The organism is Halomonas sp. IOP_6, assembly GCF_021151565.1.
Taxonomy (GTDB): Bacteria; Pseudomonadota; Gammaproteobacteria; order Pseudomonadales; family Halomonadaceae; genus Vreelandella; species Vreelandella alkaliphila.
In genome coordinates this window covers 15,552-38,651 of sequence record NZ_JAIRBO010000006.1, presented here as the reverse complement: position 1 = coordinate 38,651, position 23,100 = coordinate 15,552, and the positions used below count along the sequence as shown (strand labels likewise).

Annotated in this window: 24 protein-coding genes; 11 read left to right on the top strand and 13 right to left on the bottom strand. The window is 53.3% G+C overall.

Going from position 1 to position 23,100, the window contains the following annotated elements:
* Positions 1 to 44: 44 nt before the first annotated feature.
* The 12 genes from K7H08_RS12195 to K7H08_RS12140 all read right to left on the bottom strand — a co-directional run bounded on the left by K7H08_RS12195 (position 45) and on the right by K7H08_RS12140 (position 11,316).
* Positions 45 to 1,370 carry a methyl-accepting chemotaxis protein gene (locus K7H08_RS12195; protein WP_231658111.1) on the bottom strand — a complete coding sequence of 442 codons (1,326 nt, stop codon included), beginning with the start codon at positions 1,368 to 1,370 and terminating at the stop codon, positions 45 to 47.
* A 102-nt stretch (positions 1,371 to 1,472) separates the two neighbouring features.
* A complete protein-coding gene (cheW, locus tag K7H08_RS12190; protein WP_038480211.1) occupies positions 1,473 to 1,973 on the bottom strand; it encodes a chemotaxis protein CheW in 501 nt (166 codons plus the stop codon).
* Positions 1,970 to 4,078: a chemotaxis protein CheA gene (cheA, locus tag K7H08_RS12185; RefSeq protein WP_231658109.1), complete on the bottom strand. Its 2,109-nt coding sequence runs from the start codon at positions 4,076 to 4,078 to the stop codon at positions 1,970 to 1,972. Before cheA ends, cheW begins: the two co-directional genes overlap by 4 nt.
* 43 nt (positions 4,079 to 4,121) lie before the next feature.
* Positions 4,122 to 5,042, bottom strand: coding sequence for a flagellar motor protein MotB (gene motB, locus K7H08_RS12180; protein ID WP_038480205.1), 921 nt, complete (start codon positions 5,040 to 5,042; stop codon positions 4,122 to 4,124).
* Positions 5,039 to 5,908: a flagellar motor stator protein MotA gene (gene motA / locus K7H08_RS12175; protein ID WP_083000341.1), complete on the bottom strand. Its 870-nt coding sequence runs from the start codon at positions 5,906 to 5,908 to the stop codon at positions 5,039 to 5,041. The genes motB and motA overlap by 4 nt, the downstream gene beginning before the upstream one ends.
* Before the next feature lie 227 nt (positions 5,909 to 6,135).
* Positions 6,136 to 6,660: a flagellar transcriptional regulator FlhC gene (flhC, locus tag K7H08_RS12170; RefSeq protein ID WP_231658107.1), complete on the bottom strand. Its 525-nt coding sequence runs from the start codon at positions 6,658 to 6,660 to the stop codon at positions 6,136 to 6,138.
* Positions 6,657 to 6,989 carry a flagellar transcriptional regulator FlhD gene (gene flhD, locus K7H08_RS12165; protein WP_231658105.1) on the bottom strand — a complete coding sequence of 111 codons (333 nt, stop codon included), beginning with the start codon at positions 6,987 to 6,989 and terminating at the stop codon, positions 6,657 to 6,659. The genes flhC and flhD overlap by 4 nt, the downstream gene beginning before the upstream one ends.
* 103 nt (positions 6,990 to 7,092) lie before the next feature.
* Positions 7,093 to 7,386, bottom strand: coding sequence for an EscU/YscU/HrcU family type III secretion system export apparatus switch protein (locus K7H08_RS12160; RefSeq protein ID WP_089040063.1), 294 nt, complete (start codon positions 7,384 to 7,386; stop codon positions 7,093 to 7,095).
* The gene (locus K7H08_RS12155; RefSeq protein WP_231658103.1) at positions 7,370 to 8,599 is read right to left on the bottom strand and encodes a flagellar hook-length control protein FliK; all 1,230 of its coding nucleotides are present in this window, start codon (positions 8,597 to 8,599) and stop codon (positions 7,370 to 7,372) included. The genes K7H08_RS12160 and K7H08_RS12155 overlap by 17 nt, the downstream gene beginning before the upstream one ends.
* Positions 8,596 to 9,003, bottom strand: a complete 408-nt coding sequence (gene fliT, locus K7H08_RS12150; protein ID WP_198349563.1) for a flagellar protein FliT — start codon at positions 9,001 to 9,003, stop codon at positions 8,596 to 8,598. Before fliT ends, K7H08_RS12155 begins: the two co-directional genes overlap by 4 nt.
* 8 nt (positions 9,004 to 9,011) lie before the next feature.
* Positions 9,012 to 9,428, bottom strand: a complete 417-nt coding sequence (gene fliS / locus K7H08_RS12145) for a flagellar export chaperone FliS (protein WP_038480185.1) — start codon at positions 9,426 to 9,428, stop codon at positions 9,012 to 9,014.
* A gap of 196 nt (positions 9,429 to 9,624) precedes the next feature.
* Positions 9,625 to 11,316 carry an HD domain-containing phosphohydrolase gene (locus K7H08_RS12140; RefSeq protein WP_231658100.1) on the bottom strand — a complete coding sequence of 564 codons (1,692 nt, stop codon included), beginning with the start codon at positions 11,314 to 11,316 and terminating at the stop codon, positions 9,625 to 9,627.
* A gap of 230 nt (positions 11,317 to 11,546) precedes the next feature.
* Here K7H08_RS12140 and K7H08_RS12135 point away from each other — a divergent pair, with 230 nt between their 5' ends.
* On the top strand, positions 11,547 to 11,930 hold the full coding sequence (locus tag K7H08_RS12135; protein ID WP_084183644.1) for a flagellar protein FlaG: 384 nt from the start codon (positions 11,547 to 11,549) through the stop codon (positions 11,928 to 11,930).
* Positions 11,931 to 12,061: 131 nt separating this feature from the next.
* Here K7H08_RS12135 and fliE read toward each other — a convergent pair whose 3' ends face one another.
* On the bottom strand, positions 12,062 to 12,388 hold the full coding sequence (gene fliE / locus K7H08_RS12130; protein WP_038480180.1) for a flagellar hook-basal body complex protein FliE: 327 nt from the start codon (positions 12,386 to 12,388) through the stop codon (positions 12,062 to 12,064).
* A 257-nt stretch (positions 12,389 to 12,645) separates the two neighbouring features.
* On the opposite strand from fliE, the gene fliF reads away from it, so the two are divergent.
* The 10 genes from fliF (at position 12,646) to fliO (ending at position 23,098) form a co-directional block, all read left to right on the top strand.
* The gene (gene fliF, locus K7H08_RS12125) at positions 12,646 to 14,409 is read left to right on the top strand and encodes a flagellar basal-body MS-ring/collar protein FliF (protein WP_198349565.1); all 1,764 of its coding nucleotides are present in this window, start codon (positions 12,646 to 12,648) and stop codon (positions 14,407 to 14,409) included.
* Entirely contained in the window at positions 14,402 to 15,409 is a 1,008-nt protein-coding gene (gene fliG, locus K7H08_RS12120; RefSeq protein ID WP_038480175.1) for a flagellar motor switch protein FliG, read from the top strand. The genes fliF and fliG overlap by 8 nt, the downstream gene beginning before the upstream one ends.
* Entirely contained in the window at positions 15,402 to 16,172 is a 771-nt protein-coding gene (fliH, locus tag K7H08_RS12115) for a flagellar assembly protein FliH (RefSeq protein WP_038486457.1), read from the top strand. Before fliG ends, fliH begins: the two co-directional genes overlap by 8 nt.
* Before the next feature lie 40 nt (positions 16,173 to 16,212).
* Positions 16,213 to 17,601: a flagellar protein export ATPase FliI gene (fliI, locus tag K7H08_RS12110; RefSeq protein ID WP_038480172.1), complete on the top strand. Its 1,389-nt coding sequence runs from the start codon at positions 16,213 to 16,215 to the stop codon at positions 17,599 to 17,601.
* Positions 17,602 to 17,603: 2 nt separating this feature from the next.
* Positions 17,604 to 18,056: a flagellar export protein FliJ gene (fliJ, locus tag K7H08_RS12105; protein WP_038480169.1), complete on the top strand. Its 453-nt coding sequence runs from the start codon at positions 17,604 to 17,606 to the stop codon at positions 18,054 to 18,056.
* Between the two features lie 23 nt (positions 18,057 to 18,079).
* Positions 18,080 to 20,413 carry a flagellar hook-length control protein FliK gene (locus tag K7H08_RS12100; RefSeq protein ID WP_231658099.1) on the top strand — a complete coding sequence of 778 codons (2,334 nt, stop codon included), beginning with the start codon at positions 18,080 to 18,082 and terminating at the stop codon, positions 20,411 to 20,413.
* A 168-nt stretch (positions 20,414 to 20,581) separates the two neighbouring features.
* A complete protein-coding gene (gene fliL, locus K7H08_RS12095) occupies positions 20,582 to 21,058 on the top strand; it encodes a flagellar basal body-associated protein FliL (RefSeq protein WP_038480166.1) in 477 nt (158 codons plus the stop codon).
* A 20-nt stretch (positions 21,059 to 21,078) separates the two neighbouring features.
* Positions 21,079 to 22,134, top strand: coding sequence for a flagellar motor switch protein FliM (gene fliM / locus K7H08_RS12090; protein WP_038480163.1), 1,056 nt, complete (start codon positions 21,079 to 21,081; stop codon positions 22,132 to 22,134).
* On the top strand, positions 22,131 to 22,649 hold the full coding sequence (gene fliN, locus K7H08_RS12085) for a flagellar motor switch protein FliN (RefSeq protein ID WP_231658097.1): 519 nt from the start codon (positions 22,131 to 22,133) through the stop codon (positions 22,647 to 22,649). The genes fliM and fliN overlap by 4 nt, the downstream gene beginning before the upstream one ends.
* Positions 22,646 to 23,098, top strand: a complete 453-nt coding sequence (gene fliO, locus K7H08_RS12080; protein WP_120385964.1) for a flagellar biosynthetic protein FliO — start codon at positions 22,646 to 22,648, stop codon at positions 23,096 to 23,098. Before fliN ends, fliO begins: the two co-directional genes overlap by 4 nt.
* Positions 23,099 to 23,100 lie beyond the last annotated feature (2 nt).

Here is a 23,100-nt window from a genome sequence, read left to right as displayed (position 1 = left end):
TTTAGTATTGAAGCCGAGGAAGTAATGAGCCTAAACCGCAAGGCTTAAAATGCTTCCCACTCATCGACTGCCGTGTTGCGAGCGGGTATTTTTTTGGCCGCTGGAGTTTGGGCGGCAGGTACTTGCTGAAGAGCGCGGGGCCGCATGGCATAACCAGATTCCTGTTTCCCCTCAGCCAGGGCAGGCGTCACATGGAAGCGCTCAACCGCTTCTCTAAGGCGTGCCGCTTCGCTTTCTAATTCATTAGCGCTGCGTGCTGCCTGTTGAACCAACTGGGCATTTTGTTGAACAACTTGATCCATTTGGGCAACTGCTTGATTAACTTGCCCGATACCGTTGCTTTGCTCTTCAGAGGCGGCCGCAATCTCATCCATAATATCGTTAACACGCTGCACCGCGGCGACAAGATCCTGCATGGTTTTTCCCGCGTGATTCACCCGTTGGGTACCCGCATCCACTTTGCCAAGCGATGCATCGATCAGCGTACGAATTTCTTTGGCAGCATTAGCACTGCGGCTAGCGAGACTGCGAACTTCCTGCGCAACAACGGCAAACCCTTTGCCATGCTCGCCAGCACGGGCGGCTTCTACTGACGCGTTTAAGGCGAGAATATTGGTTTGAAAAGCAATGTTATCGATCACCGTAATAATGTCGGCAACTTGGTGGGAACTCGCGCTAATGTCCTGCATGGTTTCAACAATATTGGCAACTTCTTCGCCGCTGCGTCTGGCGGTTAGCGTTACCTCATTGGCGAGCTGACTGGCTTGTAGTGCATTGTCTGCGTTGTGCCCAACGGTAGAGGCTAACTGCTCCATGCTCGAGGCCGTCTCTTCTAGCGAAGAGGCCTGCTGTTCAGTACGTGAGGAGAGGTCGTTATTGCCACTGGCAATATGCTGAGAGCGCTCAAAAATTGACGCGCCGCTTTGGCGTACCACACCAACGGTTTCAGACAGTGAAGACTGCATGTGCGCCATCGCTGTGTACAACCTGCCAATTTCATTATTACCAGGCGAGGTAATTTGCTGGCTTAGATCGCCCTGAGCCATTTTCTCAAAGTAACCGACCAGACGATCCAGGGGACGCAACACATTAACAGTCACTCCCCACACCACCACCGCGACCGTTACGCCGGTCATAATGACCACGCCAATCAGCACCCAGCGAATGCGTGTCGCAAACTCACTGAACGCCGCTTGCTGCGCCTGCAAATCACTCGATGCCTGCACAATAGCGGCACCGTGGTGGAGTGCATAAAGACCTATACCGCAGGCCACCACCACCAACATTGAAAAAGTGGCTAATACCAGCCCCCAACTAAGGCGCACGGTCATATTGCTCATCATTTGACGCAGTAGCGGTGTCACACGCATTACTCCAAATACAACCGTAGTGGCCGATGCTATCCGTAGCACCAGAGAGGGCTGTTTTTTTGGCTTAAGAAGGCACTCTCCCTGTGCCCAGTCACAAAGGGATTAGCGGCTGCTTGTGCTATCGACTAAAGCCATTTCTTCGCTGGTCAGCAGCTTATCGATATCAACTAACACCAGCATGCGGTCTTCAAGACTGCCTAATCCGCTTAAGAAATCGGAGGAGAGCGTTACACCAAACTCAGGCGCTGGTTTTATTTGCTCGGGTGTTAGTGTCATGACATCGGAAACGCCGTCCACGACAATACCAACGACGCGGTCGGCGACATTGACCACGATGACAACGGTTTGGCCACCGTACTCCACACTGTCTAGGTGAAATTTAATGCGCAGATCGACAATAGGCACAATGACGCCGCGTAGATTGGTCACCCCTTTAATAAAATCAGGGGCATTGGCAATACGCGTGACGTTTTCATAGCCGCGTATTTCCTGAACCTTCAGGATATCAATGGCATACTCTTCTTCTCCCAAAGAGAACACCAAAAATTCGCGATTATCGGCTTCTGCGGCGGACAACACCGCTCCATTGTTTGCCTGGCTCATGACGGCTCGGCCTCCTGGTAATAAGAGAGATGGGGATAATTCACCTGTTTTCCGGCTTCTTTCTTGGCACGGCTTAACCGGTGTAAACCTGTAATATCTAGAATTAGCGCGACGCTACCGTCACCAAGGATGGTCGCCGCCGAAACGCCCGGCACTTTGCGGTAATTATCTTCTAAGTTCTTTACAACCACCTGTTGCTGGCCAATCAGCTCATCGACCAACATGGCATAACGACGCCCCTCCCCCTGCACGATTACGGCAATACTTTTGGTCGGGTCGGTAATGGCATTTTCCACATCCAACACTTCATGGATCGCGATGACCGGCAGGTACTCATCGCGCACTTTAAGCACCACATCATCACCCGCCATGGCATACATATCGCCTTTGGCAGGCTGCAACGACTCAAGTACCGTGGAAAGCGGCAAAATAAAGGTTTCGCCGCCCACTTTGATCGACATGCCGTCAAGGATGGCAAGTGTCAGCGGCAACACGATGCGCGTGTTGGTGCCTTCACCCTTCTTGGATTGGATTTCAACCCGGCCACCCATGCCTTGAATATTCCGCTTTACCACATCCATTCCGACACCGCGGCCAGAAACGTCTGTGACTTCTTTTGCCGTGGAGAAACCCGGCGCAAAAATCAGCTGAAAAACTTCCTCATCAGACATGTTGTCGGAAACGTTCAAACCATTTTCACGCGCCTTAGCCAACAACCGATCACGATCCATGCCCGCGCCATCATCACGCACTTCAATCAGAATATTGCCGCCCTGGTGGCGTGCCGATAACACCAACTTGCCAACTCGGGGCTTACCTACCGCTTCGCGCTCATCCGGCATTTCGATGCCGTGATCCAAGCTGTTACGTACTAGGTGCGTTAACGGATCGGTAATGCGCTCAACCAGACTTTTATCCAGTTCGGTGGACTTGCCTTCGGTGATAAGCTCAATTTCTTTGCCCAACTTACCGGCGGTATCACGCACTACACGGGGGAATCGGCTAAACACAAACTCCATCGGAATCATGCGGATCGACATCACCGCTTCTTGAAGATCCCGCGCGTTACGCTGTAGCAGACTCATGCCATTTTGTAGCGAGCTATTGCCAACGGATTGATCGCCAAGGTCGCTGACCGTTTGGTCTAGCATCGACTGGGTAATAATCAGCTCGCCAACCAAATTGATGATTTGGTCGACTTTATCTACCGACACACGGATTGAGGCTGACTCTGCGGCCGCTTTTTTAGGGGCGGATTTCGCTGGCTTCTCTGGCGGAGGTGCTCTATCAGCAGGTTTAGCCACCGCTGGCGCCGCAGGCTTAACACTATTAGTAGGCTCAACAACATCAGTAGGCACGGCTACTGGCGCGTCTAACTCAGGGCTAACACTAGCCTCTTCGTTTTTTTCAACCGCTACTACGCTAATTTCAATCTGCTCAGGCTCAATAATGAAGCACATCACTGCTTCAATATCGTCAGCACTAACGTCACCTGTTAGCGTTACTTCGTAACGTTTTTCATCACCCGAGTGAGACTGGACATCACCCAGTTGCTCCAGCTCTTCTACCAGCAACGTGCGATCTTTTTCGCTAACATTCAGTAGCGCAACCAACAGATGGCGCTCGCTTAGCGAGGAGGGTTCAGCAGCCTCGGCGCTGGCTGATGTTTTCTTTTCAATCGTTGGCGCGGGGACCGCAGGTGCATCCAACGTCTGGCCAATTTCTTCTAGTGCGATCTGCTGCAGTGTCTGGCAAATTCGCTCGTAGGCTTCTTGGTTGGGCTCTTCCTCGTTGCGATAGGCATCGAGTTGCTCATGCATGATGTCTTTTGCCTCTAAAAAAGTATCAACGAGGTCGGCTCGCAATGTCAGCTCACCTTTGCGTGCGTGATCTAACAAGTTTTCAAAGATGTGCGTGGTTTTCTGCAACACGCTGAAGCCGAAGGTACCGGCGCCGCCTTTTATGGAGTGGGCGGCGCGGAAGATAGCGTTTAGCTGTTCGCTATCCGGATCATCGACATCCAGTTCCAGCAGATGCTGCTCCATATCGGCCAGCAGCTCTTCGGCCTCTTCAAAAAAGGTGTCAAAAAAATCCGCTATATCCATGCACCGCTCCACATAAACGTCTTTGTGTTGTGATAAGCCCTGCTCATTCGCTTTCATCGCTCTGAGGCACGCTTTGTGGCAGCGCCTCTAAAAGCGCATCTTCATCAGGTAATGGGCTATCAAGCCCCATAACGCCTGGATTACGAATCGCTTCTGCGATTTCTGGCAATAAGACAACGAGCTCAATGCGACGATTAATCGGGTCTGTCGGCGCAGTGTCAGGCAACCTGACACGATCGGCAAAGCCCGATACGCGCAGCAGTTGATCTGGATCAAGCCCGCCGGCAACTAATTCACGCCGAGAGGCATTTGCTCGATCATTGGACAGCTCCCAGTTACTGTAACCTCGATAACCGCCTGCATAGGGCACGCTGTCAGTGTGGCCGCTGATACTTAAATCATTGGGCAATTCGTTGAGTAGCGGTGCCATCGTACGTAACAGGCTGCGCATGTAAGGAGCTACTTGATCGCGGCCTAACTCAAACATGGGCCGCTGCTCCGTATCGAGCAGCTGAATACGTAGCCCTTCGCGGGTTAAATCAAAGCGCATTTGGCTGCGTAGGTGGCGCAGCTCGGGGTCTTGTTCAATGGCTCGCTCAATGCGCTCTTGCAAGTCGTTGAAGAAACGCCTCTCCTGAGCACTAGGGCGGCTATGTTGAAGCACATCGATTCGGGCACGTTCGCCATCGCTGTGGGTAGGATCTGGGCCACCACCTGGAATCACCTGAGTGCTTCCTGATCGGTCACCACTGGTCATTGCCGTTATTAATGGCGTACTGAAGTACTCCGCAACACTGCGGCGGGTTTCATCGTCGGAAACACTTAAAATCCACATGACCAGAAACAGCGCCATCAAAGCTGTCATGAAGTCGGCAAGGGCAATCTTCCACGCACCGCCATGGTGGGCATGCACCACTTTTTTGCGCCGAATAACAATCGGACGCTTATCGCCCCCCTTACTCATGCATTACCGCCCTTTTTAGCGTCGCGGACATACTCTTCAAGCTCTGTGAAGCTGGGGCGCTCGGTGCTGTGTAATGCTTTCCGGCCAAACTCAACGGCTAACTGGGGAGCATAACCATGCAGGCTAGCCAGCAGCGTGACACGGATACACTGAAGCATTTTCTCTGCTTCTTTGGCTTGCCGTTCAGCATAGCTAGCGATAGGACTAATAAATCCATAGCCCATTAAAATCCCCAGGAAGGTACCCACCAATGCCATGGCAATCATTTGTCCCATTTGTTCAGGACTGGCATCTGCGTAGGTCAGTGCTTTAATAACCCCCATTACCGCCGCTACGATACCGAACGCAGGCATTGCATCACCGACTTTGGCAATCGCATCGATGGGAATATGGGCTTCCTGCTCAAATACTTCGATTTCGTGAAGCATTAACTCATCGATTTCCATCGGCTCCATGCCACCGCTCACCATTAACCGCAGATAATCGGTTAAGAAATCCATAATATGAGGGTCTGCAAGCACCGTGGGATGCTCTTGAAACAGGGGGCTTTCCTGGGGGTTGTCAATGTCACGCTCAATGCCCAACATCCCCTCGCGGCGCACTTTAGAGAGGATCTTGTATTGCAGCGCCATTAACTCCATATACAGTGCTTTGTTATATTTTTTGGTTCGTTTGAGCCTGGGAAGAATTTTAAACGTGGCTTTAATCGCTTTGCCGTTATTTGCAGCAATAAAAGCACCAACGCCTGCACCGCCAATAATCAGCAGCTCCAGGGGTTGGTACAGGGGGCCCAAGCTACCACCTGCCATCACATAACCGCCAAAGACAGATAGCAGTACGACCAAATAACCCAGAGGAATCAGCACAAGCAGTGTCCTTGCGGTATCAGTTTTATCTCAAGGGAACGCTATTTCCGTGTTTCAAAAAGAAGACACAGAAAAGTCCCGCTCCACGCGTTTCTTAGCCATAGCATACGCAGGCGTAGGCAGTTCTAATGAAAAAGTACCCACCCCTTTTGGTGCTATCTATGCGTTAAAGACGCACGTTATTGGTTATATGCTTACCCGCTGTGGGCGTGGCCGTTTTTTATCTTTTAAAGCCGCGCCTTGCGCGTTTTGCCAGCTCGCGAGGGAGGCTGGCAAATACCGCAAACATAATCATGAGCGGGGCTATGCGCATGCGCGACAAAGTGCCCTTCACAACGCGTACACATGTTGAGCTGCAGCAAGTCACTTTCAAAAAACCGTACCAGTGTCCACGCCCGGGTAAGCCCCAGCACCGGGTCAACGTTTTCAAGGTTTATCTGCTCTTCATACAGGCGGTAGGCTTTGACAAAGGCATCAATACGCTCACAGCAGGTATTTTTTTGTATACTGTTGTAAATATTGTAAAAAAGCGACGAATGCACGTTTGGCAGCCACGTTACGAACCAGTCCGCGGAAAAAGGCAGCATACCTTTAGGCGGCGACATCCCCCGCACTTCTTTGTACAACTTAATCAAGCGCGTGCGACTTAGGTCTGTTTCGGTCTCTAGTACTTGTAAGCGTGCACCTAACTCAATCAGCTCTATGGCCAGTTGTACTTGGTGCATTTCATCAACCAAGCTTTTCTGACTCACTCGGACTCTCCTACTGGAAACACCTCAAACGCTTCACAAGCCGACAGTAAAGAAGCATGTAACCCTGAAAGACCTTGATCCCGAGGATTCTGAGTAATTTTGCGCAGTTGATGGACGCTCGTTTGGCTTAGCCTGCATATCAGCTGATTATTGCGTGCCAGTTTCGTCAACTGCCGAGCATTTAGAGACACCAGCAGATCGGCAAGCTCACTGTCTACTTTTAAGCGAAACATCGCTGCCTCACGGTCTTCGACCAATAGGCGCTGCGCGAGAAGTAAATACGATAAATTAATTTCTTGAATTTCATCGAGAAAGCTTGTTTGACTCATAGTGTTCCATCGAACGACATGGGCGTTTCATTATGACTTTATATCGACGCCTTAAAGGTTTTTAACATTCCTCTGTCATGGTTACATACAACGTTTATATTGGCTACCAACGCTCTTGCCGAGGAATTAACCCTTCTTCGGATAACTCAAATACCCACACAAGAAGCTCTGCAATCACCTGGTATAAACTTGCAGGAACCTCGGCATCGAGATCTAACTGCATCAGCAGTGCCACAAGCTCAGGTGCATCGTGCACATAAATGCCTTGGCGCTGTGCCTCCGCCATAATCCGCTCCGCCAGCTCGCCGTAACCTTTTGCGATCACTCTCGGCGCCTGATCTTTATCTTGATAGGCTAGCGCGACGGCTTGACGACGATGCTCACCCGAGGTCGCCATCATGACTCTCCAAGGTGGCATAGTGGGCTTTCACCTGAACACTGCGAAAATCTAACGCCTGCAGACGTTTTTCCAAACGCTCGCTCCCCAGCTCTAGAGACTGGTAAGTCGACGCGGTATCCGTGGTCAGATCAATGCTTAACACTGATTGGTAAAGTCTCAGTGATACACTGAACGCTCCCAGATTAGGCACGTCGAGCTGCATATCTGACTGCCAGACACCATCACCTTCTGCCTCTTGTTGGGCACTTTCGCGCTCACCTTCCCGGGTAGGCATATGAATGACTAATGCCATAAAAATACCGGCCCACACATCACCTTCCCAGCGAATAACCGGCATCACGAGCATATCGAGCTGTTGACGCACTAGGCTCTGCAAACTTTCATGCACAATCTCACGGCTACCACGCACTAGCGAACTCTCTTCCATGGCTCGCGCGCTTGCCATATCAATACTGGCGGAAGCGCTCGCAGAGACATTGGCAGGCACACTTTCACGCTGCGCGCCTGCTGGCAGCGTATTATCCATTGGCATAAGCGCGGCTGTGCGCATCAAACCAGCTTGGTCACTTGCCACAGGTATCAGCAGCGAATTCGGCAATATGGCAACGTTTGTATTACTCGCACCCAATGTGGCATTTGCCGCAAAAGGAGGCATTACAAACGTGGCCAGACTGACAGGCAGTAGAGGTCGTGGGCCTGGCTGCATCTGCGGCTCTCGCAGCAATTGTTGTCGGGAAGACTCTCCTTGAAACCATCGCTTTAAATGCGATTCGTAAAACAGTCCGCTATCCCGAACGCTGCTTTCTAACCGACTCGCTAGTGCCGCAGCAGAGGGCGCTTCCTCCAATCCCATCAATGGCGCCTGCGGGCGTATCATCGCGGGTGGTGCGGGAAAGCGCAGCAATACATCGGCGATGGTGCGTGCCGCTGGGCTAAAGTGTGTTTGCGTTGAGCCTAGCGGTGTGCTGGCTGCCTCTCCCTTCGCAGCGGGCAGCCGTTGCCCATCAAGCGAGGAGGAAAGACGCCTAAGATCATCGAGTGGCGATGATAGCGGGCGCCCATCCAAGCTTGAATCGCCTTGCAGTGCGCGCGGCCCCTCACCCGGCGGTACTGGTTGCACAGGCGCGTTAAGAGGACGTTGGGACAGCTCGCCCTTACGCCCAAGCACTTGGTGCATGAGCGTATCGATAAGTGGCGTAATGCCACTCACGAAGCCCCCTTCTCCTGATCGCTACCGGTATCGAAAAACGCCGTATCACCTTGCTGAGGCGCATAAGCACGATGCAGGCTTCGCTGACGTTGAGAAACACCTATCAGTTTGCCTAGCTCATCTCGCCGAGCCACCAAGCGACGACGAATTTCAACATCATGCTCAAGAATGCTCTCCAGCAACTCTGTTTTTCGCTTCCGGCCATCATCATCAAGCACGGTCTCTTCATCGCGCTGACGCAACGCTTCAACTGACATCACATAGTGAGTACGCTGCTCGATAAGCTCCGCCCACTGCTCCGCATGCGCGAGCTCGTGCATTTTTGTCACACAGGTGAGTAGCTTGGCGTACGCATCAATGAGCGCTTGCTGGGCATTTTCACGAGCAGTTTCAGAAGCCGACATGCTTTGCCTCACGCACTTTGCTGTTGACCGATTTCACGCCATGCAGAGGCGATGTCTTCAAGCAAACGTTCTGCTTGGTTAAGGCTGTCTTCATCATTTCGAAGATTTGCGGCTAACAATAAACGGGAAATGTAGTCATAAAGAGAAGCAAGACGCTCAGCAATATCGCCGCCCTTCTCTTGATCCAGCGCAGCCGCCAAGCCATTGTTAATAATATCCAAGGCCTTGGAAATCGACTTTCCCTTTTCAGCCGTGTGGCCTGCCTGCATATGAATACGCGCCGCACGGATGGCCGCCTGAGCACCATCAAACAGCATTACAATGAGCTGATGAGGATCAGCTGACATAACGCCGCTTTCCACGCCAACGCGGGCGTAGGCATTGGCACCTCGGCCATAAGCGGCGCCACCGCGGGAGTATGTCATAAGCGGGCTCTCCTTTATTAATGTGAACAACAGCCACACGATCAACGACTCGCACTGTTTCTCGTTAGCTGTTTCGCGTCCAAAATCGAGCTTATTGACTCGGTTATAACTAGTATCGGCGCCTGGCTAATAGACTTTAATGTTTACCTTACTTTTCGCTCAGAAAATTTCGCTCTCTTTGCCAAGCAGTAAACGGCTACGTAGACACCGCCACTTCACGTGTTGGCTTACCCAACCTTTCTAGAACGTCCCCACGCAGCGTATTGCCCAACGTCTCGCGAATGGGCGCCTCTGCCTGACGGGTCAGCGCCACTTCAGCCGGCGCACCCTGCTCGTCAAGGCGAACAACCCAAGCCATCTGTTCACTGGAAAAATACGCCAGCGACCCCACCGGCAGTGGTTTGAAATGCTCGATGTAGCGCTTGGTCCAGCGGGGATCAAATTGGTGAGGGTGGCTCAGCAAATGACGATATATTTGCTGCGCCGTTTTAGCGGGTCGGTCAGCTCGATCACGCCGCATCGCTTCTACCACATCGACCACAGCGCTCGCTTTCGCTAGCTCGTTAATATCATTGCCGGTTAGGCCATCAGGATAGCCACTACCATCCAATCGTTCGTTAATACCACCAATCACCGCTTGGGCAACGGCAGCAGAAAGCCACTGGCAGTGCTGAAGACGATCTAATAGCAACGCCACATGCTCACTCATGGCTTGGCGATGAGTGGCCTCGAATTGTGGCGCCTTAAACAGTATTTGTGGAACAAGCGCCTTACCAAGATCATGCACCAAACCACTCGCTACAATCGCTTTGCGCACATCACGGGGCATATTTGCCCCCACCAAATCGAGCAAATGCACGGCGACTGCAATGCCATGGCGAACAAGCAGCGGCTCTGGCGACAAGCAGCGCGTCGCAAACAGCAGCGCTTCACGGTCTTCCTCATGGAGCAACAAAAGACGGTCTGCATTACGTGATAGCTGGCGAGAATCGATGTCGCTGCCTTGCTGTAAAAGCAGCAGCTGGGCATCCAGATAAGCCGCAATTTTCACTAAGCGCCGCGCCATTGGCGTTGCATAGCGGCGAATATCACGCCGCCCGACATGCTCACTTCCCGCCGTACGTTTGCCAGACTGCTCGAATAGCGGCGATGGCTGACGATCATCCTGGGCCTCTTTTTTATAGCGGGCGGCTTCACGCTCGATTTCACAGACAAAATACCAAATTTGTCGCTCTTGTTCCGAGGCGCAATTCGTAAAACGGAAGCCTACGCGCAATAAGTGCCGTTCAGGGTCGGTTTTTTGATGGCGCGGAACACCCTGCACTTCAAAATAGGTGCCATCAGGGAATGTAAAGGCGAGCGTTAGCGGCAAGTCAGCTTCAGCCAACACGCCACTGGCAGTCAGCGGCAGCTCTATCTGGCAGCCATCTTGGGAAAGGTCGCGTAGCTCCCCGTAAACCCCATCACCACTTTCGCCACATATTGAAGCGGGCACAACCATGCCTAAACGCAGCTCAGCGCGAAACGACTCGCGGCGCTGGAGCACTTCCAAGGTCGCGGGGTAGTCGCTACAACATAAAAAACGCCCCCCTGCATGGCGGGTTTCGGTTAACGACAGAAACGGCGTGCGCACCACTTTACCCTGGGAGTGGCCGCGTAGAAAAAACGACTCACCTTGCTGTAAGCGATTTAGCAAATGATCGACCGAGGATAAGTCCATCACTAGCGTCTTGCCGGCGTACTGCTCCATCAACACGATAGGCTCTGGGCGTGCATCAGCGGAGGCCAAACAAAGCGACACCCCTCCACCTTCGATCATGGTATTTAAAAGAGAGCTGACTGCCGTTGGACTGGTAACTCTTTCATATTCATCTTGTTGGACTGACATTCTCGTCTCGCTCACTACCACGTTGTTATTACGTCACACCCACAAAAAGGCGACAGAGCATATCAGAAGCTTTTGGACTGCCGTTATAACGACCACAGCCCTACGCTATGCAAAAATAAAGTTTTTAGCCCCCCTGCCGATAGCAGTGAAGAGGCCTATAGCTACGACTCGACGGCCTTATCACTTTATTGCCACCACGCCGTGTGGCTTTTTTCTAAAGGATTCCGTCTATGGGCCCCTTGTTAATTGATGAGCTAATCTCGATAGCAACAGCTCCCTATTCATCAAACAACCATCAATCAACCAATTTCCAACCAGCCAATCAACAAACATCGCTGAAGCAGACGCCGGGCATTCCAGGCGTTGGCGGAGAGCAAGCCGAGCCGCGCAACGTAAGCAAAGAATCGCTTGCGGAGCCTATACAGCGGATCAACGAAACCTTGCGGCCACGGGGGTTGGAATTTGTACTAAGTGAGCAATCTGGGCGCGTCATCACGAAGGTCATCGACCGCGAAACCGGTGATGTTATTCGCCAAATACCAGCCGAAGAGGTGTTGCTCGTCGCAGAGCGGCTGGAAGAGCTACAAGGACGAATTATTTCTTTAGAAGCCTGATCAAGCGATAGGAGAGGTTACTTCGCCATGACCAGTGATCTCTCTTGCTTACGCCACCCGCTAATCAATTACCCAGTGTTCTCATTAGCGCTTGTTACTAGCTTTTTTCGACGCCAACAAATAAACGCTATCTACACCTGCATATTCATTACGTCGCGATAGGCCGTTACCAGGCGATTACGCACTTGAAGACCCATCTGAAAAGCAACGCTCGCCTTCTGCATGTCGACCATCACGTCATTCAGTTCAACGTTCGGTTCGCCTGCCTGAAACGCCATCGCCTTTGTATTGGCGGCCTGCTGTAACCGATTGATACGCTGAATAGACGCCTGCAACTCACTACCAAAACTGCCTTGGCCCACCGCCGTGGCAATATGCTCACCCTTAATAGGCTGGGCTGCCTGGGTAGCTAAACCTTGCATTTGCTGCAGCGCTGATTGTATCGCAGGTGAACTCATAAGCACGCCTCATCCGAAGGAAGGTGAAGTAATACCAAAAGCCTATCACTGGTAGCAGAACACTCATACGTACAAATACGCCTTAAAAGCCAACCTGTTCATTCATTTATGCTCGACCTGCCACAGGATAATGGCGTCCATCACAATTCCGCTTCATCTTTTTAGCGGATAACCGCGATTGACGGATATTAGCCTATGCCTTCTTTGGTGATGCGCCTGAGCCGTCATCAGTTTTGCCTGTCCTCGTGGGGGCACGCATGAGCGAAACTGGTGCTACGGCAGGCCGTCAGAATAGTACGACACAACATGCACCCCGCAGCGGAACGGCAGACAATGACACCAAAAGCCCCACGACGGCTCAGCGCACGTTAAAACAGCTGCGTGGCAACCCGTTGGTTGTGCTGTTGGTCGCTGCTGCAGCTTCTATTGCGATTATTGCTGCGCTTTTCATGTGGGCCAGCAGCCCTGAGTATCGGGTTCTGTATAGCAACCTGAATGAAGCCGATGGTGGACGCATTATTGCGGAGCTGGATAGCCGCGGCGTTCCCTATCAGTTCAGCGAGGGCGGTCAAGCGCTGTTAATACCAAGCGATCAGGTACACACGCTAAGGTTACAACTTGCTGAGCAAGGGCTCCCCCGTGGCGGTAACCTGGGCTTTGAGCTGATGGAGAATCAAGCCTTTGGTATCAGCCAGTTTGCTGAACAAGTTAACTTTCAACGTGGCCTTGAAGGTGAGCTGTCTCGCTCCATTGAATCACTGGGGCCCGTCGATAAGGTTCGCGTTCATCTTTCGATGGCCAAGCCGTCGGTCTTTATTCGTGATCGTGAGCCCGCCAAAGCATCGGTGGTACTGACGATGCTACCTGGGCGTGTCCTGGGCGAGGGGCAAGTCAGCGCTATCGTCCATATGGTATCCAGCAGTGTTCCTGAGCTGGCACCGGAAGACGTCACCATTGTGGACCAAAATGGCCGCCTGCTTTCGTCTACAGCGTCACAAGGAAACGACCTGGATGGCTCTCAGCTGGCTTACATCGCGGAAGTCGAACGCTCCTATCAGCGTCGTATCGAAAATATCCTGTCTCCCATTCTTGGCAATGACAACGTACGCGCACAGGTAGCGGCGCAGATCGACTTTTCTCGCCGCGAGCAGACCTCAGAGCGGTATGCACCCAACCAGGCCCCTAATGAGTCTGCAGTTCGCAGCCGTCAGCTTAGCCTGTCATACGATGGCGAGGATCCTCTGGCGACAGGTATTCCAGGGGCATTGAGCAACACCCCTCCCGGTGTAGCGCCATCACCTATCAATCAGCCCGACGCTGATGAAGAGGACGCAGAAGTACCTGAAAACGCCTTACAGAACCTGCGTCAAGATGACGTGGTGAACTATGAAGTTGACCGCAGCATTGAACACATTCAGCACCGCCTTGGCCAGGTAGAGCGCCTATCGGCAGCGGTTGTCGTGAACTTCCGCCAGGTTGTAAATGACGAGGGCGAAGCAGAGCAAGTTGCGCTAAGTCCAGAAGAGGTTGCTCAGCTAGAGCGCTTGGTTCAACAGGCCATGGGCTTCTCGCAAGCGCGTGGCGATCAGGTGGAAGTCGTTAATACGCCGTTCGTCAGTGTCGATGACAGCGCGTCTGACGTCGTTTGGTGGCAACAGCCTGAGACCTTGTCGATTGCCTCAACCTTGGGCCGCTATCTGCTTGTCGCCCTGGCAACGCTATTGCTCTATTTGCTGATTCTACGACCACTGATCAAGCGCTATACCCAGCCACCTGTGATGGCTGCCGCCATGCCTGGCAGTACGTTTAGCGCCAGCGTTGGAGGCGAAAGCGAAGAAGATGAGCAAGAGAACGAGGCATCTGCGTCTGGTGAGAACGAGGATACCTACAGCAGCAAGCCCAAACGGCGGCGCAAAACCTCGCTGTACGAACACAATCTTAACGACCTGCGTGAAATGGCCCAGGAAGATCCCCGTATGGTCGCAATGATTATCCGCAGCTGGATGAACACCCATGAGTAGCCCGATTGCCGAGATGACCGGCGCACGCAAAAGCGCCATTCTCTTGCTTGCGCTGGACGAGGATAGCGCGGCGGAGGTTTTCAAGTACCTTAGCGCCAGCGAAGTACAAGACATCAGTCTGGAAATGGCCCGCTTGCATCAAGTCTCACACGAAGACATGAAAGCAGTGCTGGAAGCCTTCCATAAAGAAACCGAAGAGTTTGTGGCGTTGAACCTCAACTCTAGTGAGCATATTCGCTCGGTACTCACCAAAGCGCTGGGGAGCGAACGTGCCACTAGCCTTATTGAAGATATTCTTGAGACCACGGGAGGCAACTCAGGCATTGATGCGCTGAATCTCATGGAGGCCTCCATGGTGTCTGAGCTGATTCGTGACGAACATCCGCAGATTATTGCCACTATTCTGGTTCATCTGGACCGGCACCAAGCGGCCGATATTCTTGAGCTGTTTGAAGAGAAGCTGCGTAACGATGTGGTATTACGTATCGCAACCTTCAGCGGCGTTCAGCCAGCCGCACTGCAAGAGCTAACAGAAGTGCTGACCAGCATGCTGGATGGCCAAAACCTCAAGCGCAGCAAGATGGGTGGCGTCAGAACGGCGGCCGAGATTCTCAACCTGATGAACTCCTCTCAGGAAGAAGTGGCCATCGAAACGGTTCGCTCCCACAGCGAAGACTTGGCGCAAAAAATTATCGACGAAATGTTCCTGTTCGAGAACCTACTCGACCTGGACAACCGTGCCATTCAGATGGTGCTTCAAGAAGTCGAAACCAACTCCTTGGTGGTGGCCCTCAAGGGTGCCCAAGAAGCATTGGTCGACAAGTTCCTACGCAATATGTCGCAGCGGGCAGCGGATCTTGTTCGCGAAGATATGGAAGCCCGAGGTCCTATTCGCGTTTCACAGGTAGAAACCGAACAGAAAGCTATTTTGCAGGTGGTGCGCCGCTTGGCTGATTCCGGTGAGATCGTCTTAGCAGGCGGGGACGATGAGTATGTCTAACGCCAAAACGCCTGAATTTGACCGTCACGGCAGTTGGCGGCGCTGGCAGATGGACGAGTTGGCTGAACAGACAACAGGCTCACAACCGGGCGGCATACCAACGCCTTCCGCCCAACAACGCAAAGTAGAGGCAGCCAAGAAAGCAGCCGAGCAGGCGCGCCAACGTGAAGAGCAGGAACGCCAGGCACTTTACGAACGCATTCGCCAGGAAGCCGAGAAAACGGGTTATCAGGATGGCTTAGCCCGAGGCCATCAAGAAGGTCTTGAACAAGGCCTTAGTGAAGGGCGCGCCCAGGCAGAGACAGAGCTAGAGCAACACATACGTAAAACTGTGGCGCCCCTACGGTCGCTGGCAAAACAGTTTTCTGATGCGCTAGAACGTATTGATGAGACGGTGGCACACGACCTCGCCGAGCTTGCCCTGGCAACCGGCAAGCAATTAGCTGCAGACGCACTGCAAGAGAGCCCTGAGCAAATTCTTGAGATCGTTCGTGAATTGCTCCATACCGAACCACCGCTCGTAGGCCAGCAACGTCTTTGGCTTAATCCGCAGGACCATGCACTAGTTAAAGAGCATCTCGGTAGCGAGCTACAAGCAGCCAGTTGGTCGCTTCAGCCAGATGATCAGCTCGCACGTGGCGGGTGCCGGATCACCAGTGCCCAAGGAGAGCTGGACGCCACGTTTGAAAGCCGCTGGCAGTCAGTTGTTGCTCAGTTACGCAAACGCCATCACAACAGTGATTCCCCCTCTTCTACTCGTTAATACAAAGGTAAATGCACACGTTGATGAAACAGGTAATGCAATGAGCGAGGCAACTTGCCCCCACCTTTACCGCTGGCGCAAAGCACTGCGCCGTACAACGCAGCGCGTCAGCCAGTTGCCTCACTACCGTACCAGTGGCCGCGTGATACGAGCCACGGGCATGGTCATTGAGGTCGTGGGGTTACGCGTAGCGGTGGGGAGTGCTTGCCGCATTGAATTACCGGGTGCAGATGGGCGGTTGAACGATAGCGACAAACATGCGGAAGCAGAAGTGGTTGGTTTTTCTGGCGACAAGCTGTTTCTTATGCCGCTAGAAGAAATTTCTGGCCTTATGCCGGGGGCCAGAGTCTCTCCACTTAGTGATGGCAGTGGCCACAGCGCCCGACGTTTTCCGATTGGCGATGACCTGCTGGGGAGAGTGCTCGATGGCAATGGCAACCCGCTAGATGACCGTGAAAGCTTTGAGGATACGCCTCGCGCAACCCTTAATGCGACGCCGCTTAACCCTCTTTCCCGAGCGCCTATTGATGCCCAGATTGACGTTGGCATCCGCGCCATCAACGCATTACTGAGCGTTGGCCGTGGGCAGCGTATGGGGCTCTTTGCGGGCTCAGGGGTAGGTAAATCCGTGCTGCTAGGCATGATGGCGCGCTATACCCAGGCGGATGTCATCGTGGTGGGACTTATCGGCGAGCGTGGCCGTGAAGTACAGGACTTCATCGACAATATCCTGGGGCCTGAGGGCCGCAGGCGTGCTGTGGTCGTAGCGGCGCCCGCGGATACTTCACCACTCCAGCGCTTACAAGGGGCCGCTTACGCGACGCGGCTGGCCGAAGGGTTTCGCGATGCGGGGCGCAACGTTCTGCTGATTATGGATTCGCTGACCCGCTACGCCATGGCACAGCGTGAAATTGCGCTCGCGATTGGCGAGCCGCCCGCCACCAAGGGTTATCCACCCTCGGTGTTCGCTAAGCTACCCGGGCTTGTCGAGCGTGCTGGAAACGCTGAGCGCGGCGGCGGTTCAATCACCGCTTTTTATACGGTGCTGACCGAAGGCGATGACCAGCAGGATCCTATTGCCGACTCAGCCAGGGCAATTCTTGATGGTCATATCGTGCTCTCTCGCACGCTAGCCGAAGCAGGCCACTATCCAGCGATTGATATTGAAGCCTCGATCAGTCGTGCGATGACCGCCATTAGCTCTCCTGAACAGCTTCAAGAAGCCCGCACCTTTAAACAACTCTTTTCACGCTATCAGCGCAATCGTGACTTGATCAGCGTAGGGGCTTATAGCCCAGGGCACGACCCAAGACTGGACGAGGCGGTGAACCGCTTTCCGTCATTGGAACGGTTTCTTCAGCAAAACATTGATGAGTGTGCAACGCTTGAAGCATCACGCCAAGCTCTGCACGCGGTAGTGGGAGGTTAGCGATGAGTCATTCACAGCTCGACATGCTGACAGGCTTAGCCCGTGATGCGCGGGATAAAGCCGGGAAATTATTGGCAGAAGAACGACAAACACAGCAACAAACAGAAGCGCAGCTTCAGTCGCTTAACCGCTATCGGGCGGAGTATGCCGAGCGTTTACAGAAGGCAATGCGCGACGGCATCGATCCTGCCACCATGTACAACTATCAGCAATTCCTGGCGTCGCTGGATGCCGCCCTCAGCCGGGCACGGCAAGCGCTTGTGGCCCAGCAAAAACGTGTGCAGCAAAGTCAGCAGCATTGGCAACAGGAACAGCGTAAGCTTTCCTCCTACGATACGCTGACATCACGACGCTTATCTGAAGAGCATCGCCGCCAAGAACGTCATGAGCAAAAATCGAGCGATGACTTTGTGACTAACCGTTTAGCCCGCCAGCCGAATGATAAGGCGCATTAGCGTCGCGCCGAGGAGCTGTATTTATGACTATTGAGCTATTGCTATCAATGCAGGGCCAGGGAGCTAACTCGTCATCAAGCTCTTCTGCAGCCCCAGGCTCTCCTCGTGCGACGCAAGGCATGTTTCTCCAGGCGTTTACGCAGGCTGCAAGCTATCAGGCCCGCACCCTCACTGACACCTCGGCAGAAAACACACCCACAGTTCCACTGAGCGATATCGTTAAACAACTAGCATCATTTGATAGTGAGCTGGATGAGGAAACACTGTCGAACATAGTCGCCACCGTAAGCGCTCAGGGGCAAACTGCCGACATCTTCTCTTCTGGTGCCGATAGCGTTGCGCCGGCTCAAACGCTAGAAATGGCATCAGCAGCGCAAGAACAAGTCCGGACACCAGAACAGGCTTCTTCGTCGCCTGCTAGCGAAGGCACTGAGACGACCCAGACAACCACGCGGGTTACTATCGAAGAAGTTGCGTCGCGCTTAGCCCTCATCGCGTCATATTCTACGCCGCCAACCGCAACCAACGCTGCGGGTTCCAATGCACAGCCTACTAACCCTGCGACGCCCTCAGCAGCAACAGGCTTAAGCAAGGCGACGACCCAGACGTCACCCGACCAGCTTGCGTCTGCCAACACATTAACTGCCGCCACTTCTTTCCTTGATCGCACAACCCTCGCGATGCCTGCGGCGCTGTCTGTTCGCGCGTTAGCCACGGAGCCTACTCCACTAGCACAGACACAAGGCCAAGATCACACTCAAGCACTGAGCGCCCATCAGCCTCCGAGGGCACAAGCAGCTACTACAGTGACCACTAATAGCGCCGTTTCACCTGCTAACGGCCAAGCCGCTATGTTGCCAGGCACCGTCGCTAGCGCTGCTCCACGTGACGTTCAGGTAGCCCAAACAGGCGAAAGAGTCGTTGCAGAAACATCACGGACAACAACGCAAGCAACAGCTTCACAACCAATGGCGCCGCAAGCAACGGCACAGTCAGCGCTTTCCACGCCAACCAGTGGATCGCCACAGGGTCTTTCATCGGCACCCAGCGCTGGCTCAGCATCCATGTTGCCGCCGTTAACGGCCAATAGCACCGCTGCTACATTGCAAGGCACTCCCGCTAGCGCTGCTCCGCAAGATGGGCAGGTAGCGTTAACCGGCGAAAGAGTGGCCTTAACACCGCAGCCGACGATACAAGCAACGGCAACGCAAACAACGGCACAGCCAGCGCTTTCCACGCCAACCAGTGGATCGCCACAGGGTCTTTCATCGGCACCCAGCACTGGCTCAGCAACCTTATTGCCGCCTGTAACTGCTAATGGCACCGCCGCCACGCTGCAAGATGCCCCCACTAGCGTTGTTCCGCGAGATGGGCAGGTAGCCCAAGCAGGCGAGCGCGTCGTTGCAGAAACATCACAAGCAATGACACAAGCGTCAACCAACGCTGCTGCATTAGTCATGCCGCCGTTGCCTGCCAATAGTTCGGCCACTAGTTCAGCCACAACGCTACCCAACAATACGGGTGAGCTGGCTCAGTCAGCGGTTGGCTCCTCACTACCCAGTGCCCTAGCAGCCACAGCACAGCAAGCAGTTGGCGTCACCAACGCCCCGCGCCCAACCCCATCAAGCGTTAAGGCGTTGCCAGCAGAAGCGGCTACCACGCCTGTTAACACCCCGACACTTGCGGCATCGCTGGAAACCATTCCTGCCCAACCGTTTACGAGCATGCAGCCAGGCATGCATGCGCTGTCTCCGCTCAATACTGCACTAGCGCCAGCGGTGAATGCTGACGCGGTGGCCAGCCTATTCGCTGAGGCAGAGACGGCGAGTGTCACCAGTGGCGCGAGCAAAGGCAGTGAGCAGGTGTTACCTGCATCGCTGACATCACAAAGCCAAGCAATGCCCAACAGCCCAGCGACAGCGACCTTAAACACGCCGCTTAACAGTCCCGCTTGGCCTTCCCAGTTAGGGCAGCAGTTAATTCAGTTTGCTCAGCGTGGCGGTGAGCACCAGGTTAAAATGCAGCTTCACCCTGCTGAGCTAGGGCCATTATCGATCACGCTCAAGGTGACCGAACAGGGCACACAAGCACACTTTTTATCGTCACACGCACCTGTTCGTCAGGCTATTGAGCAAGCCATTCCTCAACTGCGTGAAGCACTTGCTGAACAGGGTATTTCATTAGGCGAAACCTCTGTGGGCGAACAGCAGAACCCGAACGAGCAGGCTTTTGCCCAGCAAACGCCAGGAAAAGCAGCTGGCAATCGAGGCGGTGAGTTAGGTAACGATAGTGCCCCTTCACCTACTGAGGTGGATGTCCAAGGCAGCCAAGATGGCCGTGTAGATCTCTATGCTTAATGCTTAATTCAGGAGTTAGCGTTGAGTGTGACGACACTGAGACTCACAGCATCACTTAACTAAACCAAAAGATAGGCTCATCCAATGAGCTTGTTCATTTCATCACCTGTAACAGCGTTAGGCATAATGCTTGGCTAGTGTTACGGGTGAAATTTATGGGAACAGCAAATGGCAGAAGCAAGCGGCGGATCTAAAAAACTGCTTTGGATAATGATTGTATTGGTACTGCTTTCGTCGGCAGGTGCCGCGGCAGCTATTTATTTAGTACTGGATCAGCGCGGCGGCAATGCTGGAAACGACGAAGTACAGCAAGAAGTTGAGCATGTACCACCTGTTTTCACACGTATTGACCCGTTTACTGTCAATCTGGCAGATGATCGTTATGGCTCTCGCTTGCTTTATACCGGCATTACGCTTCGGGTTGGCAACGAGCAAAGTAAGGCGATTATTGAAGAACACATGCCCCAGGTGCGTAGCCGCTTGCTGATTTTATTATCAGGCAAACAGGCTAATGAATTAACGTCCACCGAAGGGAAAGAAGCGCTGGCCCAAGCAATCATCAACCGCTTGAGCGTCCCGCTTACTGAAAACCAGCCTCCCCTCGACTTACGGGAAGTGCTGTTTACCGAATTCATTGTGCAATAACCCGGGAACTGGAGCCGTTCATGTCACAGGACGATCTACTGTCCCAGGAAGAAATTGATGCCTTACTAAAGGGCGTCAGTGGAGATGATGAGCCTGCTGCTCCGTCATCGTCCACACAAGAGGAAGTGCGCGTTCGCCCCTACGATCCCGCGACACAGCATCGAGTGATTCGTGAGCGCTTGCACGCGTTAGACTTTATTAATGAGCGTTTTGCACGCTACTTCCGCAATGGTCTATTCAACTTGATACGGCGCAGTGCCGATATCACCGTTGAGTCGGTGCGTTACCAGAGCTTTAGCGACTTTTCGCGCAATGTTCCAGTACCCACTAACTTGAACCTTGTATCAATGAAGCCGCTGCGCGGATCGGCCCTGGTGGTCTTTCCACCTAACCTGGTGTTTATGGTGGTGGATAACCTGTTTGGTGGCGATGGTCGTTTCGTGACGAAATCGGATGGCCGTGAATTCACCAATACCGAGCAGCGTATTATCCAACGCCTGCTCAACTTGGCCATTGATGCCTACCAAGAGGCGTGGAAGGTTGTTTATCCGCTAGAAGTGTTTTTTTTACGCTCCGAAGTGCAATCCAAATTTGCCAACATCACCAACTCGCCCAACGAGATTGTGGTGAACACCAAGTTCAATATTGAAGTGGGCAACCTGTCGAGCAACTTCCAGATTTGCATGCCCTACGCCATGATTGAACCGCTTAGGGATTTGCTCGCCAACCCGATTAATGACAGCAACCATGACCACGATGGCACATGGTCACGGCGCATGGCGAACGAACTTCGCCAATCAGAAGTTGAGTTAGTCGCTGAATTTGCCCAAATACCCAGCCGCATTGCCCACGTAATGGGGCTTAAAAAGGGCGATGTATTGCCCATGGATATTCCCAATACGATCACCGCTCGTGTCGACGGTGTCCCGGTGATGGAGTGCGAGTACGGGAGCCAACAGCAGCAACGTGCATTACGCGTGCTACGTATGATCGACCATGCCGCTATGAATAACCTATCGTCCAAGGACTTTATTAAAGGTTCAACGCGACAGAAAGCCAAGGAACCCAAAGCATGACTGATCCAAATAAACCCGATCAAAAGGTCTCTGATGATGATTGGGCGGACGCCATGTCTGAGCAAGAAGAACCCAGTTCAAGTGCCGATGCCGCAGGTGAAGAAGACCCATGGGCAGCGGCCATGGCCGAGCAAGAAGCCGCTGAGGAAGCAGATGCCTTAAGCAGCGAAGCTGAGCCAGAAGCGCCTGTTGCTAAACCAGCAAGCGATGAAGTATTTCGTCCGTTAAGCGCTGAAAGTGGCCATGCCGAGTCTCGCGACTTGGAAATGATCATGGATATCCCGGTCAAGCTGACGGTGGAGTTAGGCCGTACCAAGCTGACCATCAAGCAACTGCTTGAACTTGCCCAGGGGTCGGTGATTGAGTTGGAAGGTCTCGCTGGCGAGCCCATGGATATTTTGATCAATGGCTATTTAATCGCCCAAGGGGAAGTGGTTGTGGTGGATGATAAATACGGCATTCGCATCACAGAGATTATTACCCCCTCTGAGCGCATTCATAAACTCAACCGATGAGCGTCGCTTCCTCTTCTTCATCAAGCTCCTCACTTGATGCCATAAGCGGCAGCGGTGATGCCTTAATAGGCATGGCAGCACTCGGCAAAACAGCAGCGGCACTCGCTCTGGTCATTGCCATTATTCTGCTGTGCACAGCGGTGCTGAAACGCTGGCAAACCGCCCGTCATCATCATGGTGCCCACTTAAAAATTGTGGGCAACACCGCGGTAGGCAATCGCGAGCGTATTGTCGTGGTTGAGATTGAGGACACTTGGCTGGTCGTCGGCGTTAGCAATGGGCGAATAACGAAACTGCATGAACGCCCTGCGCCGACGGATCGCTCCACTGCGTCGCCCGCCGAGGCTCCTTCGCGTTTTTCTCAGCGTTTAGCCCAGGCAATTGCCACCAGCCGGAGCAAGCACGATCACCAGCCCCCTACCGCCTCTGATTCAAACCACACACCATGAGA

Excerpts from the sequence above, each read along its gene's own strand:
- K7H08_RS12195 (WP_231658111.1), bottom strand. The coding sequence starts at position 1,370 with ATGCGTGTGACACCGCTACTGCGTCAAATGATGAGCAATATGACCGTG.
- cheW (WP_038480211.1), bottom strand. The coding sequence starts at position 1,973 with ATGAGCCAGGCAAACAATGGAGCGGTGTTGTCCGCCGCAGAAGCCGAT.
- cheA (WP_231658109.1), bottom strand. The coding sequence starts at position 4,078 with ATGGATATAGCGGATTTTTTTGACACCTTTTTTGAAGAGGCCGAAGAG.
- motB (WP_038480205.1), bottom strand. The coding sequence starts at position 5,042 with ATGAGTAAGGGGGGCGATAAGCGTCCGATTGTTATTCGGCGCAAAAAA.
- flhD (WP_231658105.1), bottom strand. The coding sequence starts at position 6,989 with ATGAGTCAAACAAGCTTTCTCGATGAAATTCAAGAAATTAATTTATCG.
- K7H08_RS12160 (WP_089040063.1), bottom strand. The coding sequence starts at position 7,386 with ATGGCGACCTCGGGTGAGCATCGTCGTCAAGCCGTCGCGCTAGCCTAT.
- fliT (WP_198349563.1), bottom strand. The coding sequence starts at position 9,003 with ATGTCGGCTTCTGAAACTGCTCGTGAAAATGCCCAGCAAGCGCTCATT.
- fliS (WP_038480185.1), bottom strand. The coding sequence starts at position 9,428 with ATGACATACTCCCGCGGTGGCGCCGCTTATGGCCGAGGTGCCAATGCC.
- K7H08_RS12140 (WP_231658100.1), bottom strand. The coding sequence starts at position 11,316 with ATGTCAGTCCAACAAGATGAATATGAAAGAGTTACCAGTCCAACGGCA.
- K7H08_RS12135 (WP_084183644.1), top strand. The coding sequence starts at position 11,547 with ATGGGCCCCTTGTTAATTGATGAGCTAATCTCGATAGCAACAGCTCCC.
- fliE (WP_038480180.1), bottom strand. The coding sequence starts at position 12,388 with ATGAGTTCACCTGCGATACAATCAGCGCTGCAGCAAATGCAAGGTTTA.
- fliF (WP_198349565.1), top strand. The coding sequence starts at position 12,646 with ATGAGCGAAACTGGTGCTACGGCAGGCCGTCAGAATAGTACGACACAA.
- fliG (WP_038480175.1), top strand. The coding sequence starts at position 14,402 with ATGAGTAGCCCGATTGCCGAGATGACCGGCGCACGCAAAAGCGCCATT.
- fliH (WP_038486457.1), top strand. The coding sequence starts at position 15,402 with ATGTCTAACGCCAAAACGCCTGAATTTGACCGTCACGGCAGTTGGCGG.
- fliI (WP_038480172.1), top strand. The coding sequence starts at position 16,213 with ATGAGCGAGGCAACTTGCCCCCACCTTTACCGCTGGCGCAAAGCACTG.
- fliJ (WP_038480169.1), top strand. The coding sequence starts at position 17,604 with ATGAGTCATTCACAGCTCGACATGCTGACAGGCTTAGCCCGTGATGCG.
- K7H08_RS12100 (WP_231658099.1), top strand. The coding sequence starts at position 18,080 with ATGACTATTGAGCTATTGCTATCAATGCAGGGCCAGGGAGCTAACTCG.
- fliL (WP_038480166.1), top strand. The coding sequence starts at position 20,582 with ATGGCAGAAGCAAGCGGCGGATCTAAAAAACTGCTTTGGATAATGATT.
- fliM (WP_038480163.1), top strand. The coding sequence starts at position 21,079 with ATGTCACAGGACGATCTACTGTCCCAGGAAGAAATTGATGCCTTACTA.
- fliN (WP_231658097.1), top strand. The coding sequence starts at position 22,131 with ATGACTGATCCAAATAAACCCGATCAAAAGGTCTCTGATGATGATTGG.
- fliO (WP_120385964.1), top strand. The coding sequence starts at position 22,646 with ATGAGCGTCGCTTCCTCTTCTTCATCAAGCTCCTCACTTGATGCCATA.